Origin of the sequence: Klebsiella sp. 10, assembly GCF_018223925.1 — a bacterium.
GTDB classification, from domain to species: Bacteria; Pseudomonadota; Gammaproteobacteria; order Enterobacterales; family Enterobacteriaceae; genus Klebsiella; species Klebsiella pneumoniae.
In genome coordinates this window covers 18,244-34,103 of the sequence record NZ_JAGRRB010000010.1, presented here as the reverse complement: position 1 = coordinate 34,103, position 15,860 = coordinate 18,244, and the positions used below count along the sequence as shown (strand labels likewise).

General features: G+C 62.5%; 12 protein-coding genes. 3 read left to right on the top strand and 9 right to left on the bottom strand.

Features of this window, described 5'->3' with window-relative positions; translation table 11 throughout:
* Positions 1 to 73 precede the first annotated feature (73 nt).
* The 6 genes from KHQ26_RS11890 to fepA form a co-directional block, all read right to left on the bottom strand.
* On the bottom strand, positions 74 to 1,162 hold the full coding sequence (locus KHQ26_RS11890; RefSeq protein WP_004885708.1) for an ABC transporter permease: 1,089 nt from the start codon (positions 1,160 to 1,162) through the stop codon (positions 74 to 76).
* A gap of 1 nt (position 1,163) precedes the next feature.
* Positions 1,164 to 2,690 carry a sugar ABC transporter ATP-binding protein gene (locus KHQ26_RS11885; protein WP_004893537.1) on the bottom strand — a complete coding sequence of 509 codons (1,527 nt, stop codon included), beginning with the start codon at positions 2,688 to 2,690 and terminating at the stop codon, positions 1,164 to 1,166.
* The gene (locus KHQ26_RS11880) at positions 2,690 to 3,298 is read right to left on the bottom strand and encodes a DUF2291 family protein (RefSeq protein WP_004893534.1); all 609 of its coding nucleotides are present in this window, start codon (positions 3,296 to 3,298) and stop codon (positions 2,690 to 2,692) included. Before KHQ26_RS11880 ends, KHQ26_RS11885 begins: the two co-directional genes overlap by 1 nt.
* Positions 3,299 to 3,308: 10 nt before the next feature.
* Positions 3,309 to 4,250, bottom strand: coding sequence for a D-ribose ABC transporter substrate-binding protein (locus KHQ26_RS11875; protein ID WP_004178959.1), 942 nt, complete (start codon positions 4,248 to 4,250; stop codon positions 3,309 to 3,311).
* 117 nt (positions 4,251 to 4,367) lie between these two features.
* Positions 4,368 to 5,027 carry an enterobactin synthase subunit EntD gene (gene entD, locus KHQ26_RS11870; RefSeq protein WP_020803782.1) on the bottom strand — a complete coding sequence of 220 codons (660 nt, stop codon included), beginning with the start codon at positions 5,025 to 5,027 and terminating at the stop codon, positions 4,368 to 4,370.
* Positions 5,028 to 5,093: 66 nt separating this feature from the next.
* Positions 5,094 to 7,322, bottom strand: a complete 2,229-nt coding sequence (gene fepA / locus KHQ26_RS11865) for a siderophore enterobactin receptor FepA (RefSeq protein ID WP_004210903.1) — start codon at positions 7,320 to 7,322, stop codon at positions 5,094 to 5,096.
* Positions 7,323 to 7,581: 259 nt separating this feature from the next.
* On the opposite strand from fepA, the gene fes reads away from it, so the two are divergent.
* The 3 genes from fes to entF are packed head-to-tail and all read left to right on the top strand — an operon-like array spanning position 7,582 to position 12,913.
* Entirely contained in the window at positions 7,582 to 8,790 is a 1,209-nt protein-coding gene (gene fes, locus KHQ26_RS11860; protein ID WP_049125125.1) for an enterochelin esterase, read from the top strand.
* Between the two features lie 27 nt (positions 8,791 to 8,817).
* Entirely contained in the window at positions 8,818 to 9,021 is a 204-nt protein-coding gene (locus tag KHQ26_RS11855) for an MbtH family protein (RefSeq protein WP_004176919.1), read from the top strand.
* Between the two features lie 10 nt (positions 9,022 to 9,031).
* On the top strand, positions 9,032 to 12,913 hold the full coding sequence (gene entF, locus KHQ26_RS11850) for an enterobactin non-ribosomal peptide synthetase EntF (RefSeq protein WP_020803785.1): 3,882 nt from the start codon (positions 9,032 to 9,034) through the stop codon (positions 12,911 to 12,913).
* 64 nt (positions 12,914 to 12,977) lie between these two features.
* Here entF and fepC read toward each other — a convergent pair whose 3' ends face one another.
* The 3 genes from fepC to fepD are packed head-to-tail and all read right to left on the bottom strand — an operon-like array spanning position 12,978 to position 15,765.
* Entirely contained in the window at positions 12,978 to 13,772 is a 795-nt protein-coding gene (gene fepC, locus KHQ26_RS11845; protein ID WP_002893737.1) for an iron-enterobactin ABC transporter ATP-binding protein, read from the bottom strand.
* Positions 13,769 to 14,761, bottom strand: a complete 993-nt coding sequence (fepG, locus tag KHQ26_RS11840) for an iron-enterobactin ABC transporter permease (RefSeq protein ID WP_004147521.1) — start codon at positions 14,759 to 14,761, stop codon at positions 13,769 to 13,771. The genes fepC and fepG overlap by 4 nt, the downstream gene beginning before the upstream one ends.
* Positions 14,758 to 15,765, bottom strand: coding sequence for a Fe(3+)-siderophore ABC transporter permease (gene fepD / locus KHQ26_RS11835; RefSeq protein WP_004176917.1), 1,008 nt, complete (start codon positions 15,763 to 15,765; stop codon positions 14,758 to 14,760). The genes fepG and fepD overlap by 4 nt, the downstream gene beginning before the upstream one ends.
* Positions 15,766 to 15,860 lie beyond the last annotated feature (95 nt).

Genomic DNA, 15,860 nt, shown 5'->3' with positions numbered 1-15,860 from the left:
AGCGCCTCGGAGAAAGGCGCATCGTGAGTCAGGCCCGCTCCCCCTGTGGCCTGAGCCACAGGAGGTCTTGCGGTTACTTATTCTCCATGACCGCTTTCTGGGCGACCACCGCCGCTTTCTGCTGCATCCGGTTTTGCATCTGATCGATAATGACCGCCACAATAATCACGATCCCTTTGATGACCATCTGCCAGAACTCGCTCACCCCCATCATCACCAGCCCGTCGGCGAGAAAACCGATGACAAACGCACCAATCAGCGTACCCAGAATGGTTCCCCGGCCGCCGGCCAGCGATGTTCCGCCCAGTACGACGGCGGCGATAGCATTCATCTCAAAAGCGGTACCGTTAGCCGGATGGCTGGCCAGCAGCTGCGCGGAGACCACGATCCCGGCAATGGCGGCGCAAAAACCGGACAGCGTGTAGACCAGCACTTTAATTTGCTTCACTTTCACGCCGGAAAGCTCGGCGGCGCGCTCGTTGTCACCGATCGCATAAACATGGCGGCCAAAAGGCAAACGCCGGGCGATATAGGCGATGATCAGCGCCAGGAGGATCATCAGCCAGATGGCCCACGGGATGCCAAAGAGCGCACCTGCGCCAATTTCATCGAAACCCGTGTTGCCCAGCTGCGGATTGCCCGCGAGCCCGGGGAAGGTTTGGCCATCAGAGGTCAGCATCGCGGCTCCGCGGAGCACATACATGGTACCGAGGGTGCAGATAAACGGCGCCACATTGTAGCGGGTAATGATCCAGCCATTAACGGCGCCAATCAGGGCGCCTATCAGCAGCACCAGGGGCACAATGACCCACACGCTTGGAAAAATGGCGATGCCGAACATCGGCAGGACGATCCCTTTGGTGATAAGCCAGCCGGCTATCATTCCGCAGAGACCGAGCGTGGCGCCAATCGAGAGGTCGATACCGGCGGTGATAATGACAAAGGTGATCCCCAACGCCAGAAAGGCGTTAATCGCAATGTGTTTAATCATAATCACCATGCTGCCAGCGGATAAAAATCCGGGCACGGTCATCGTGAAGAAGCCGACAATCAGAAACAGCGCGATAAAGGTGCGCAGTTTTAATAACAACAGCAGGATATTTTCACGGGAGAGAGAGGCTCCGCCGCGCGGCGCCAGTGCGACCGATTGTGTCATTTTCATCTTAGAACCCCTGAGCGCTTGCTGAAACCAGCGCCGACTCTTCGGCCTGGTCACGAACGATATCGGCGGTCAGTTTGCCGCCTGACATCACCAGGATACGGTCAGAGACCGCCATGATTTCTTTTAAATCGGAGGTGGAGAACACCACCGCCATTCCCTGCTGCGACAATTGCACCATCATGCGAAACACATCCCCCTTGGCGCCGATGTCGATTCCGCGCGTAGGCTCGTCAAGAAACAGCACCTTCGGATTGGTTAACAGCGAACGGCCAATCACCACCTTTTGCTGATTGCCGCCGCTGAGCGCCTGGATCTCGACCTCTGGTGATGAGACCTTAATGGAGAGATTGCCAATCGTGCTGGCGACGACGGCCTCTTCCTCTTTATTGGCAATGGTTAACCCGCGCTGAAGACGACGCCACAGGCTGGCAATGGTCAGATTGCTGGCGACTGACGAGATGGGAAAAATCCCGGTCCGCTTACGATCTTCCGGCACCAGACTCATGCCCATGCGGATGCGTTCGGCCGTAGTTAACCGCTGGGGAACCGGTTTGCTGTCCAGCCAGATCTTGCCAAAGTAGTGGCGCGCTGTCCCCAGCAGACATTCAAAAAGCTCGGTTCGTCCGGCGCCCATCAGGCCGTAGATCCCAATAATTTCACCGGCATGTGCTTTAAAACTGACGTTATCCACCACCGTATTGCCCGCGGCATTCACGCAGGTCAGGTTCTCCACTTCCAGCAGTGGGGCGCCGAAGCGACGATCCGGGGGAAGAAAATGGCTTACCGGATCGCTTCCCAGCATTTCACGGACGATCCATGGCACATCAATTTCACTCACCCTGGCCTCCGCCTGGAATTTGCCGTCACGCAGAATGGTAATGACGTCGCCGATGGCCATCAGCTCCTCCAGACGGTGTGAGATGTAGATGATGGACACCCCCTGACGCGTCAGTTCGCGGATGACCCGAAACAGGATATCCACCTCGGTTTTGCTTAAGGCGGAGGTGGGCTCATCAAGGATCAGAATGTCCGCATTTTCCGCCAGCGCTTTGGCTATCTCGACCAACTGCTGCTGACCGACCTTCAGGTTACCCACCAGCTCCCGCGGCGAGATCGGCTGGTCGAGTCGCTGCAACAGCTCCGCGGCTTGTCGTTCCTGCTCTGCTTCGTTAATTGGCGTAAGCCCGCGCTGTAGCTCGCGGCCAAGAAAGATATTTTCCGCGACGCTAAGATTTTCAAACAGGTTCAGCTCCTGGTGAACCATACCAATACCGTGGGCGGCGGCCTCGCGGGTGCTGGAGAAACGGACAAGCTTACCGTTGAGCTCCATTTCGCCCAGGCTCGGCTGTTGCACACCGGCGAGAATTTTCATGAGCGTTGATTTACCCGCGCCATTTTCGCCGATGATCACGTTAACTTTGCCACGCCAGACGTTGTAGTCGACGTTATCCAGCGCCACCGTGCCGGGGAACAGCATGGAAATACCACGGGTGCGTAAAATGATCTCCTCTGTGGGTGAACTGGCCATCAGCGCGCCTCCTGTTTTAGCGCAAGAGCGGCCGCATCCTGCAGGCTGCCGTTAACCACCGTGGCCGCAAAGAGAATATCGACAGGTTTGCCTGCCCAGCTCGCGTCCACTGTCGGCAACGATTTTATCGCCTCCCGGTTGTAGGCGCGTGAAAGCTGCGCAAACTGCACCTGGTTGGTAAAGTCTTCAAATTTGAACCCGCTGGCATCGCGAATGGCGTTGCCCCGCATGACAGGACCCAGCTGCACGACCAACGGCTGGCCGTGTAGCGTAAGAGTGAGCTTTTGCTCGCGTGGGTTGCTGACGTCAATCCCGGTCACTTCGCTGCTCAGGCGAACAAAGACGCTCTGTGGCGTCGCGCCAGAGGCCTGACGCACTTTTTCCAGCGCAGTCGCGTCCAGCGCATGTTGGTTCGCTGCGTCAATCACTCGAGATTGCCAGGTTTGTTGCGCGATCTGCTGCGGGGTGAGATGGTCGAAGCTGGGTTTCGCGTTCGGGTCGGCAGGCAGCACTGGCTTGCCATTCTCATCTAAGTCCACCACCGTGCAGGCCGTCAGCAACAGGGCGGCGCAGCCCATCAGCACGGCGCCCCATTGTTTTAACCGCATCATTTCCGCCTTACTCGCTGAGGTTGAACATGTTGAGTTTTTTCGCATTGCCACTATCGATGAGGATGCAGTCCATCAACTGCTTCTCTTCTTTTTGGGCTTTCCCGTTCTTCAGGAAAAAGTCCGCCTGTTCCACGGCCATTTGCGCCTGCTTCCAGCCAGGCTGGAGAACCGTGGCTTTAATGTTGCCCTGCTTGAGTATCGAGTCGCGGGTGTAGTCGCTACCGTCAAAGCCGACGACAATCACGTCGTTTTTACCCGCGGCTTTCAGCGCCGCTTCCGCCCCCAGCGCCATGGTATCGTTGCCGGAAATCACACCGACGATATCCGGATTGGTCTGCAGAATAGCTTCCATACGGGTAAAGGCTTCCGTCTGGCTCCAGTTCGCCGTCTGCTGGGCGACCATTTTCATTTCCGGATAGTCGTCCAGCACATCGTGATAACCCTGCGAGCGGACGCTGGCGTTGGTGTCGGACTGACGACCTAACAGTTCGACATACTTGCCTTTACCGTTGAGGAGGCTGGCGAATTTTTCCGCGCCAAGCTGGGCGCCCTGATAGTTGTTAGAGACGATCTGCGCCACGGCGACGCCGGTTTTATTGATCTCTCTGTCGATTAAAAATGCCGGCACACCTGCCGCTTTTGCTTTTTCCAGCGGGCCGACGGTGGCATCCGCGCCAGCGTTATCCAGGATGATGGCTTTGGCTTTCCGCGCAATAGCCGTTTCAATCAGTTGGTTTTGTTTGTTGACGTCGTCGTCGTGGGAGGCGACCAGGGTGCTGTAACCCAGCTCTTTCGCTTTCGCCGCTGCGCCGTCAGCCTCCGCTTTAAAGAATGGATTATCATGTGAAGGGGTAATGATCGCGATCAGGCCATTATCGGCGGCGAAAAGTGAGCCAGATGCGGCCATCATGGAGGCAAACAGAACAGACTTTATCAGGGTAGTTTTCATTATTATCTCCGCATTGAATATATATTCAATAATGATTTATTATTCAATGTAACCATAAAGCGGCCAGCCAGAACTGTCTACGGTTTGCACAGGTAATTTCTTAAAAAGCGAAAAGGATCACGCTTCGCGAGGCGGGCAGGTACAGGTAATAACGAAATCGTCTTTTATCAGATGATTGATTTGCAAGGTGAAATCAGCAAGCTGTACGGAGAAGCTGGCGGTAAAACGTAAATGAACCTGCTGCGCAGTGAGCGCCACAATTCGGGCACTGTGGAAGCCGGGCAGGGCTAAAGCGTGTGAAGACCAGGCCTTAAACCCACTCTCTTTCGCCGAAAACGCCAGCGTCAGCGCCAGCGGGAAGGGCAGGCCGCTGTGCAGCAGCGCCGTTTTTTCCGCCGGGCTGATAATGCTGCTCTCCAGCTCCGCGGCCAGCTGTGGGGTAAACCGGCGCTCGATATCGACGCCCACCGGCCGATCGGCGATCACCGCCAGCGCGCGCTGGCCGCAATGACTTATGCTGCCGAACCAGGGCGTGGGCCACAGCGGCTGGCGCCGATCGCCGATGGCGGGAAGCCGTTTCTCCCCCACCTCGCGCAGGGCGTATGCCGCGGCGATGCGTCCGGCCAGGTGCTCCGCCTGCCGCTTGCGGCCCCACCCGGTCAGGCTGGCGTGATAGGGCAGCCAGAACAGATCTTCAGGCTGGAAAGTCGCCGGGTCGAAGTCGATCTGCTGGATGGTATAGCCGGCCAGAGGCAAAACGGTGCGATGGTGGCGCATAGGATAAGGTTACCGCGGTTGCCCCCGCCCTTTGTCCAGCAAGGGCGGGGGAGGGAGAACCCGCTATCAGAAGTGGGTGTTGACGCTCAGGTACCAGGTGCGGCCCGATTCATTGTAGGTCTCGGCGCCGGCGCCGTACATCGTGCCGGTGGCGCCCCCGGTGGTCTGGGCGTTGCCCGCGCGCCAGTGGCGCTTATCGAAGACGTTATCCACGCCGCCGGTCAGACTGACGTATTTGGTGACGTCCCAGGTCGCGCTCAGGCCGAGGATGCTGTAGGGGCTAACCTCGTTCTTCTCGCTGCCGGTGACCGGTTGACCCTTGTAGTTGTACTTCTTCGGCTCCTGCTTGCCGTACCAGGTGAAGGTCGACTGCAGCGAAACGTCATCGCGAACCTGCCAGCTCAGGGTGGAGTTCAGCGTGTATTCCGGGATAATCGACAGACGATCGCCGGTCTCTTTGTTCTTACTCTGCAGCATATAGGTGATGTTGTTGGTCCAGTTGACGGTCTCGCTCACCGGAACGTTCAACGTCCCCTCCAGACCTTCCACCACCGCTTTCGGCACGTTTTCCCACTGGTAGAGATCGGTACCTTTATTGTTTTGATAGACCGGGGCATAGCCCGCTTCAATCTTGTTGCGGTAGTCGTTGCGGAACCAGGTGACGCCCGCCAGCCAGCCGTCGCGTTTAAACTCGAGGCCAATCTCTTTGTTGATGCTGGTCTCGGCTTTTAAGTCGTCATTACCCTGCAGATAGCAGCCGTCTTTACTGGCGTAGCAGCCCTGGCCTTTACTGTAGAGAATGTAGTTCGGGTTGGTCTGATACAGGCTCGGCGCTTTATAGGCGCGGGCGATGCCCATCTTCAGCGTGAAGTCATCCCACAGGCCCTGCGACAGGTTGAGGGACGGGCTCCAGTTATTGCCGACAATGCTGTGATGATCGAAACGCAGCGCCGGAGTCAGCATGGTGGTGTCGGTCAGCTCCATGTTGTTCTCGGCGAACAGCGAGAAGATTTCCGCCTGCGAGTACGGGCTGCGGCCGGTGCTGTCGTAGCCCGGAATTTCGCCTCCCGACAGCGCCTGGGTGTTGGACGCGTTATCCTTCATCCGCTGTTGATTCCACTCGCTGCCCAGCGTCAGGTTCTGATTAACCAGATAGTCGAAGGGAATGCTGACTTCGCTGTGCAGCATCACATCCGCCAGATCGATATCCGTGAACTGGTTGCTGTTAAAGATCCCCTCGGTGCCGCCGGCCAGGCCTTCGCCTTTGCGCGAGTTGCGGGTGCGTTCGTACTGCGCCCAGTTGCTGGTGGTCACCCCGTTGTCCCAGGCGCCGTTCCAGGTAACCGAGTAGGTGTTGCGATACAGACGGTTGGTCTCTTTGCCGTAGTTCTCTTTTACCAGGTCGTTGGAGTTGGTGTTCTGGGTGTCGCCGGCGTAGAGGTTGCCCTGGCGGCTGTAGCCGGCCTCAAACTCCAGCGACTGCATCGGAGCGAATTCCCAGCGCACCAGACCATCGATGTTTTTGTTTTTCACCCCTTCGCGCCCGGCCGGCAGAGTATCGGCATAGATCCCGGTACGCTCGGACTGATGGCCCTGGTTGATATCCCAGGCGTCGGCCTGCGTTTTGTCGAGGTTACCGAACAGGCGGAAGCTAAAATCGCCGCCCAGCGGGCCGCTGAGGCTGAAGTTAGTGCGTTTGGTGGAGCCTTCATCCTTGTGCTCCGGGGCGTTCATATAGGTGTTCCATGAGCCGTGCCACTCATCGCCGGTTTTTTTGGTGATGATATTCACCACGCCGCCGGCGGCGCCGTTGCCGTAGCGGGCGGCGGCCGGGCCGCGAATCACTTCGATACGTTCGATTATCTCCGGCGGCACCCAGCTGGTATCGCCGCGGGTGTCGCGCTCGCCGCGCCAGCCAAGGCGCACGGAGTTGCGGCTGGTGACCGGCTTGCCGTCGATCAGGATCAGGGTATTTTCCGGGCCCATGCCGCGGATATCAATCTGGCGGTTGTTGCCGCGCTGGCCGCTGGTGGAGTTGCCGGTCAGGTTGACTCCCGGCATGGTGCGAATGATCTCCGAGACGTCGCGCGCCGGGGGGCGTTTGCGGATCTCATCGGCGGTGATGGTGGAGACGCCCGGCGCCTGCAGGTTCTGCTCGGCGGCGGTGACCACCATGGTCTCTTCAGCGGCGCTGTTTTTATCGTCGGTGGCGGTTTCCGCTGCGCTTAACGGAAAAGCAACCCCGTAAATTCCCAGATTGACCAGCAAGGCCAGGGATTTGATCCTGTTATTCATTGTTATTCCTGCTTTTTGTCGCCACGTTCCCCAAACGCCCCTTCCCACCGGGAGGGGAGGCGGCATAAATGTTGCCAAAAGCGGGCAAAGGCACTCCGTCGCTGGCTGAATAAGCCCGATTTGACATGTTCTGATGAAAGACGCGCTTCCCACGGCGCGCTAATACGCTATTGCAAATGCAAATAGTTATCAATAATATTATCAATAAATAATGACAATTAATTAAAAAAGTCACGCTATACATAGGGTTAATGACAGAATGTTAAGGACAGGAAGCGAGGAGTGGTGGCAAACCCTGCGGGGGCCGCAGTGCCGCGCAGTGGATGGCGCCATCGAGGTAACGTTCTGGTGGCGGGACCCGGCGGGGGATGAAACCTGCTCTCCCCATCGTCGGGTATGGCTCTATATCACCGGCGTGACCGACCACCATCAGAATGCGCGTCCGCAATCGCTGCAACGTCTCCCCGGGACCGACGCCTGGTTCTGGCGCACTACGCTGTCGCCGACCTGGCGCGGCAGCTACTGTTTTATTCCCTCCGACCGTGACGATGATTTTTCCCCTGAGGTGTTCAGCGCTGATGCGCCCGACCGCGCGCTGCTACGCGAAGGCTGGCGCAAACTGCTGCCGCGGGCGATAGCCGATCCGCTGAACCCGCACAGCTGGCGGGGCGGACGCGGCCATGGCGTGTCCGCCCTGGAGATGCCGCAGGCCCCCGCGCAGCCCGGCTGGGACCCGCTTAATGAGGCGCATCCTGCCGCCCGTTGCCTTGAGTGGCGCAGCGCGCGTCTGGGCAACCATCGCCGGGTCTGGATCTACACCACCGGCGAGGCTGTCGACCCGCAAACGCGGCCGCTGGCGATCCTGCTCGACGGCCAGTTCTGGGCCGAGAGCATGCCGGTGTGGTCGCCGCTGGCCGCCCTGACCCGCGATGGGAGACTGCCGCCGGCGGTCTACCTGCTGATCGACGCGATCGACAACCAGCGCCGCGGGGTTGAGCTGCCCTGTCACCGCGATTTCTGGCTGGCGGTGCAGGAGGAGCTCCTGCCGCTGGTCCACGGCTATGCCCCGTTCAGCGACCGCCCGGATCGGACGGTGGTGGCCGGGCAAAGCTTCGGCGGTCTGGCGGCGATGTTCGCCGCTCTCAACTGGCCGCAGCGCTTTGGCTGCGTGCTCAGCCAGTCAGGCTCCTACTGGTGGCCGCACCGTGATGGCCGCGGGACGGGCTTTATCGGCGAACAGCTTCGCCAGGGTGAGGTGTCCGCGGCCGGGCTGCGCGTCTGGCTGGAAGCGGGCCAACGCGAACCGATCATTTTTCGCGCGAACCAGGCGCTACTGGCGCAACTCACCACAACACAGCAGACGATTTTCTGGCGTCAGGTTGACGGCGGGCATGATGCGCTTTGCTGGCGCGGCGGGCTGACGGCAGGGCTTATCCAGCTCTGGCAGCCTCTGCTGTCGCACCCTTAGCATCGCGTTTTACGACAGGAGTTTGATATGCAATTCAGTAACCCCTTCGACAATCCGCAAGGGCAGTTTTACATTCTGCGCAATGATCAACAGCAGTACAGCCTGTGGCCGGCGCACTGCGACCTGCCTGCCGGCTGGACGGTGGTGTGCCCCCCGCAGTCGGCCGAGGCCTGCAACGCCTGGCTGGCGGCCAACTGGTCAACCCTGACCCCCGCCCATCATGCGTCATAAGGAGCTGACAATGACCACTCGTTTACCGCTGGTTGCCGCGCAGCCGGGGATCTGGATGGCCGAGCGCCTCTCTACTCTGCCAGGCGCCTGGAGCGTGGCCCACTATGTTGAACTGCGCGGCGCACTCGACCCGACGCTGCTGGGAAAAGCGATTGTCGCTGGTCTGCAGCAGGCGGACACCCTCAGCCTGCGCTTTGAGGAAGAGGAGGGGGAAGTCTGGCAGTGGCTGGCGGCCGACCGCACCTTTGCCGAACCGTCGATCATTGACCTGCGTACGGCGCCGGATCCGCATCGCGCCGCCACGGAGCGGATGCAGGCGGACCTGGCGCAGGATCTGCGTGTCGACGGCGGCAACCCGCTGGTGTGCCATCAGCTGCTGTGCGTCGGCGACGACCGCTGGTACTGGTATCAGCGATATCACCACTTGCTGGTGGATGGCTTCAGCTTCCCGGCGATAACCCGGCAGATCGCCGCCATTTACCGCGCCTGGCAGCGTGGGGAAGCCACTCCTGAGTCGCCTTTCACCCCCTTCGCCGAGGTGGTGGACGAGTACCAGCGCTACGCCGGCAGCGAGGCCTGGCAGCGGGATAAAGCCTTCTGGCAGGCCCAGCGCCAGGCGTTACCGGCGCCAGCCTCACTCTCTGCCGCGCCACTGGGCGGGCGCGCCGCCGGGAGCGATATCTGGCGGATGAAGCTGGAGATGAACGCCGACGCCTTCCGCCGTCTGGCCAGCCATGCGCCGCAGTGTCAGCCCGCTGACCTGGCGCTGGCGCTCACCACGCTGTGGCTGGGCCGCCTGTGCAACCGGATGGACTACGCGGCGGGCTTTATCTTTATGCGCCGGATGGGTTCAGCCGCGCTGACCTCGACGGGGCCGGTGCTCAATGTCCTGCCTCTGGCGGTGCATATTGACGCCCAGGAGACGCTGGCGGACCTGGCGATGCGCCTCGCCGGTCAGTTGAAAAAGATGCGCCGCCATCAGCGCTATGACGCCGAACAGATCGTTCGCGACAGCGGCAAAGCGGCAGGGGACGAACCGCTGTTCGGCCCGGTGCTGAACGTCAAAGTCTTTGATTACCAGCTGGATATCGATGGTGTGCAGGCAGTGACCCACACCCTCGCCACCGGCCCGGTCAACGATCTCGAGCTGGCGCTGTTCCCGGATGAGACCGGCGGGCTGTCGCTGGAAATCCTCGCCAACAAGGCCCGGTACGACGAAGCCGAGCTCCGTCGCCACATGGCGCGACTGACCGCGCTGCTGGCGCAGTTCGCCGCCGATCCGACGCTGCGCTGCGGCGAAGCAGAGATGCTCTCCGCCGACGAGCTGGCCCGGCTGGCGGCGGTCAACGATACCGCTGTGCCGCTGCCTGCCACCACCCTCAGCGCGCTGGTGGCCGACCAGGCGCGGAAGACCCCGGATGCGCCGGCGCTGGCGGACGCCCGCTGGCAGTTCAGCTATCGCGAGATGCGTCAGCAGGTGGTGGCGCTCGCGCAGCTGCTGCGTCAGCGCGGCGTGAAGCCTGGGGACAGCGTGGCGGTGGCCCTGCCGCGCTCGGTGTTCCTGACCCTGGCGCTGCACGGCATTGTCGAAGCGGGGGCCGCCTGGCTGCCGCTGGACACCGGCTACCCGGACGACCGCCTGCGGATGATGCTGGAAGACGCCCGGCCGTCGCTGCTGATCGCCACGGAGGATCAACTGGCCCGCTTCAGCGATATCCCCGGGCTGGAAAGCCTCTGCTACCAGCAGCCGCTGGCCGCCGGGGATGAGGCGCCGCTGGCGCTGTCAAAACCAGACCATACCGCCTACATCATCTTTACCTCCGGCTCCACCGGGCGGCCGAAAGGGGTGATGGTCGGCCAGACCGCCATCGTCAACCGCCTGCTGTGGATGCAGGATCGCTATCCGTTATCTGCCGACGACGTGGTGGCGCAGAAAACGCCGTGCAGTTTCGACGTGTCGGTGTGGGAATTCTGGTGGCCGTTTATCGCCGGCGCGCAGCTGGTGATGGCCGAGCCGGAGGCGCACCGCGACCCGCAGGCGATGCAGCAGTTCTTCGCCCGCTACGGCGTGACCACCACCCACTTTGTGCCGTCGATGCTGGCGGCGTTTGTCGCCTCGCTGGATGCCGACAGCGTCGCTGCCTGCCGCACGCTGCGGCGGGTATTCTGCAGCGGCGAAGCGCTGCCGACGGAATTGTGCCGCGGGTGGGAGCGCTTAACCGGCGCGCCGCTGCATAACCTGTACGGCCCGACGGAGGCGGCGGTGGACGTCAGCTGGTACCCGGCCTGCGGATCTGAGCTGGCGGCGGTGACCGGCAGCAGCGTGCCGATTGGCTGGCCGGTGTGGAACACCGGGCTGCGCATTCTCGATGCCGCGATGCGCCCGGTGCCGCCGGGGGTGGCGGGGGATCTTTATCTCACCGGCATCCAGCTGGCGCAGGGCTATCTGGGGCGCCCGGATCTCACCGCCAGCCGCTTTATCGCCGACCCGTTTGCCCCCGGCGAGCGGATGTATCGCACCGGCGACGTGGCGCGCTGGCTGACGAACGGCGCGGTGGAGTACCTTGGCCGCAGCGACGATCAGCTGAAGATCCGCGGGCAGCGCATCGAGCTTGGCGAGATTGATCGGGTGATGTTGGCCCTGCCGGACGTGGGGCAGGCGGTGAGTCACGCCTGCGTCTTCAACCAGGCGGCGGCGACCGGCGGTGATGCCCGACAGCTGGTGGGCTATCTGGTCTCTGACTCCGGCCTGCCGCTGGATACCGCGGCGCTGAAAGCGCGGCTGGCGGAACAGCTGCCGCCGCATATGGTGCCGGTGGTGCTGATGCAGCTCGCTGAGCTGCCGCTGAGCGCCAACGGCAAACTGGACCGCAAAGCGCTGCCGCTGCCGACCCTCGGCGGCGAGCGCAGCGGCCGGCCGCCGGAGCCCGGCATGGAAACTCTTGTCGCCGCCGCCTTCAGCCAGCTGCTGGGCTGCGAGGTGAACGATATCGACGCCGATTTCTTCGCCCTTGGCGGTCATTCGCTGCTGGCGATGCGCCTGGCGGCACAGCTCAGCCGCCAGCTGGCGCGGCAGGTGACCCCGGGGCAGGTGATGGTGGCCTCGACGGTGGGCAAACTGAGCGCGCTGCTGGCCGCCGATCTCAGCGATGAGCAGGCTCAGCGCCTGGGGCTGGATACGCTTCTGCCGCTGCGCGAGAGCGACGGTCCGACGCTGTTCTGCTTCCATCCGGCCTCCGGCTTCGCCTGGCAGTTCAGCGTGCTGGCGCGCTATCTCAGCCCGCGCTGGTCAATTACCGGTATTCAGTCGCCGCGCCCGCAGGGGCCGATGGCCAGCGCCGCCAGCCTCGACGAGGTCTGCGAGCATCATCTGCAAACGCTGCTGGCGCAGCAGCCGCACGGCCCTTATTACCTGTTCGGGTATTCGTTGGGCGGCACCTTAGCCCAGGGGATTGCCGCCCGCTTGCGCCAGCGCGGCGAAGCGGTGGCCTTCCTCGGCCTGCTGGATACCTGGCCGCCGGAGACGCAAAACTGGGCAGAGAAAGAGGCCAACGGGCTGGATCCCGAGGTACTGGCGGAGATCGACCGCGAGCGCGAAGCGTTCCTCGCCGCCCAGCAGGGGCAAGCCTCCGGCGAGCTGTTCAGCGCCATCGAAGGCAACTATGCCGATGCGGTGCGGCTGTTAACTACTGCCCACAGCGCGAAGTTTGACGGCAAGGCGACGCTGTTCGTGGCGGAGAAGACGCGGCAGGAGGGGATGGATCCGCAGGTCGTATGGGGCCCGTGGGTGGGGGAACTGGAGGTGTTCAGCCAGAACTGCGCCCACGTCGATATCATCTCCCCGCAGGCCTTTGAGGCCATCGGTCCGGTGGTCAGGGAGATTCTGGGGTAACGGTTGAGTTCGGGCTACAGCAGGTAGCCCGGCTCAGCGTAGCGCAAGCCGGGGAAAGAGGAGATTACCGGCGGCCCAGCGGGACCACCAGCGGCGTATGCGCCACCGGATCTTCAATGATCGTGCAGCGCAGACCGTAAATCCGTTCAATCAGATCGGCGGTGACGATCTCCTTCGGCGCCCCCTCGGCGACGATCCTGCCGTCGCGCAGGGCGATCAGGTGGGTGGCGTAGCGGCAGGCCTGGTTAAGATCGTGCAGCACCGCCGCCAGGGTATAGCCCTTCTCGCGATTCAGCTCACTCAACAGTTCCAGCAGGTCGATCTGATGGCTGATGTCCAGCCAGGTGGTCGGCTCATCCAGCAGCATAATCGCCGTTTCCTGGGCCAGCACCATCGCAATCCACGCCCGCTGCCGCTGGCCGCCGGAAAGCGTGTCGACGCTCTGCAGCGCCAGATCGCTGATCCCGGTCGCCCGCATCGCCTTGTTCACCGCCTCTTCATCTTCTTTGCGCCAGCGGGTAAACAGCGGCTGGTGCGGATAGCGCCCGCGGGCCACCAGCTCCTGCACCGTGATATCGCCAGGGGTGGTGGCATTCTGCGCCAGCAGCCCGATGCGGCGGGCAACCTCTTTACTGGCGTACTGCTGGATCTGCGCGCCGTCGAGCCAGACGTGGCCGCTGGCCGGCGTCATCAGGCGACTGAGGGTGCGCAATAGCGTCGACTTGCCGCAGCCGTTGGGGCCGATAATGGCGGTGAAGTGACCGTCAGGGATGGTCACGTTCAGCGACTCGGCGATGGTCTTGTTCCCGTAGGCCAGGGTTAACTGCTCGCCGCGCAAACGGGAGGGGACAGCACTCATTTTTTGCGGGACTCCTGAATCAACAATGCAATAAGGTAAATACCGCCGAGGCTGACGGTTAACACGCCAACCGGCAGCTGCCACGGCATAAACAGCCGTTGGGCGCCGTAATCGGCCAGCGCCAGCAGCAGCGCGCCGCACAGGGCCGACTGGGTCAGTCCCCAGCGGGCCGTGCCGCTCAGGCGGCGGGCGATATGCGGCGCCACCAGCGCGATAAATGAGATCGGCCCGGCCAGCGCCGTCGAGGCGGCGGTGAGCACCACCGCCACCAGCATCAGCAGCAGGCGCGAACGCTCGACCTGCACCCCCAGCGCGCAGGCGGTATCGTCGCCCATCTCCAGCAGCCGCATCCGGCGAACCAGCAGGGCGCTGCCCACCAGCATCAACAGGATCAGCGGCGCCGACGGCCAGGTTTTACCCCACGTCAGGCCATTAAGCGATCCGGCGTTCCACAGGCCCGCAGAAAGGGCGGTCTCCAGCGAGGCGCGCAGCAGCAGCCAGGTGTTGAATGCCACCAGCATGGCGCGCACGCCGATGCCGATAATGATCAGGCGGAAGGTCTCGATCCCGTTGCGCCAGGCCAGCAGCCAGACCACCAGCGAGGTCAGCACCCCGCCGGCCATCGCCGCCAGGGCGATCGCCGTCAGGTTCTGGCCGAAGAGGACCATCGCCACCAGCACGCCGCTCCAGGCGCCGGTGTTAAAGCCCATCACGTCCGGGCTGCCGAGCGGGTTACGGGTCAGCGACTGGAAAATGGCGCCGCTGACGCCGAGCGCGGCGCCAATGAGCAGCGCCATTAACACCCGCGGCAGCCGCCATTCGTTCACCACCATCGCGACGTTGCGCGGCGCATCGCCGAACAGCGCCGAGAACACCTGGTCAATCGTCAGGGGCACCGGGCCTTGCGCCAGCCCGAGCAGGGAAATCAGCAGGCTGGCGGCCATTAGCAGCAGACAGCTGGCTATCAGGCGGCGGGACGGGGCAATCACAGGCCACCTCCCCGCGGCTGGCGGCGCACCAGCCAGATCAGCACCGGCGCGCCGAGAAAGGCGCTCACCACCGATACCCGCAGTTCGCCGGGCACCAGCAGGCGGCCAATCACGTCGGCAAACAGCAGCAGGGCCGGGGTGGCGAGCAGGGTGACCGGCAGCGACCAGCGATGATCGGCCCCCACCAGCCAGCGCGCCATATGCGGCATCATCAGGCCGATAAAGGCGATGGGGCCGACGACGGCGGTGGCGCTGCCGCACAGGACGGTGATGACGATCAGGCCGATCAGCTGGGTGCGGGCGACGCGGCTGCCGAGGGCGGTGGCGGTATCGTTGCCCAGGCTCAGGCTGTTCAGCGCCCGGCTCAGCAGCAGAGCGGCGATCCCCGCCACGACTACCGGCAGCAGGACAATTTTCAGCGTTTGCAGGGTGCGGATATCCAGCGAACCGGCCTGCCAGAAGCGTAGCTGATCGTAGACGTCCGGGTTGAGCAGGGCGATGCCGTTGGACAGCCCCTCGAGTACCGCCGCAAGGGCGACCCCGGCGAGAGTGAGGCGCACCGGGCTCAGCTGACCGCCGCCCTGGCTGCCGGTAAAGGCTACCAGCAGCGAGGCGCAGAGCGCGCCGCAGAACGCCAGCAGCAGCTGCTCCTGCGGGGAAGTGATCCCGAACAGCGCCGCGCCGAGGACGATGGCGAAGCTGGCGCCGGAGTTGACCCCCAGCAGGCCGGGGTCGGCCAACGGGTTGCGGGTGAGCGTTTGCATCAGCGCGCCGGCGAGGCCGAGGGCGACGCCGGCCAGCAGACCGGCCAGAGTGCGCGGCAGGCGCGCGTCCAGCACGATAGTGCAATCAGCGCTTTGACAGGTTCCGCTGAAGGCGGTGAATACCGTGCCGATCGGCAACGATTTGGCGCCGATGGTCAGGCTAAGCGCGGCGGCTAAGGCGAGTAATAGCAACAATCCGGGCACGGCGACAGAGCGTACCGCGGTCGTAGAAAACGACATAACTGACATCCCTGATATGATAATGATAGTAATTATCGTTATCGATTTTATTCAGCTATGGTAGCATGACCCACAGTAAAAAGGGTATTAAAAAT

Excerpts from the sequence above, each read along its gene's own strand:
- KHQ26_RS11890 (WP_004885708.1), bottom strand. The coding sequence starts at position 1,162 with ATGAAAATGACACAATCGGTCGCACTGGCGCCGCGCGGCGGAGCCTCT.
- KHQ26_RS11885 (WP_004893537.1), bottom strand. The coding sequence starts at position 2,690 with ATGGCCAGTTCACCCACAGAGGAGATCATTTTACGCACCCGTGGTATT.
- KHQ26_RS11880 (WP_004893534.1), bottom strand. The coding sequence starts at position 3,298 with ATGCGGTTAAAACAATGGGGCGCCGTGCTGATGGGCTGCGCCGCCCTG.
- KHQ26_RS11875 (WP_004178959.1), bottom strand. The coding sequence starts at position 4,250 with ATGAAAACTACCCTGATAAAGTCTGTTCTGTTTGCCTCCATGATGGCC.
- entD (WP_020803782.1), bottom strand. The coding sequence starts at position 5,027 with ATGCGCCACCATCGCACCGTTTTGCCTCTGGCCGGCTATACCATCCAG.
- fepA (WP_004210903.1), bottom strand. The coding sequence starts at position 7,322 with ATGAATAACAGGATCAAATCCCTGGCCTTGCTGGTCAATCTGGGAATT.
- fes (WP_049125125.1), top strand. The coding sequence starts at position 7,582 with ATGTTAAGGACAGGAAGCGAGGAGTGGTGGCAAACCCTGCGGGGGCCG.
- KHQ26_RS11855 (WP_004176919.1), top strand. The coding sequence starts at position 8,818 with ATGCAATTCAGTAACCCCTTCGACAATCCGCAAGGGCAGTTTTACATT.
- entF (WP_020803785.1), top strand. The coding sequence starts at position 9,032 with ATGACCACTCGTTTACCGCTGGTTGCCGCGCAGCCGGGGATCTGGATG.
- fepC (WP_002893737.1), bottom strand. The coding sequence starts at position 13,772 with ATGAGTGCTGTCCCCTCCCGTTTGCGCGGCGAGCAGTTAACCCTGGCC.
- fepD (WP_004176917.1), bottom strand. The coding sequence starts at position 15,765 with ATGTCGTTTTCTACGACCGCGGTACGCTCTGTCGCCGTGCCCGGATTG.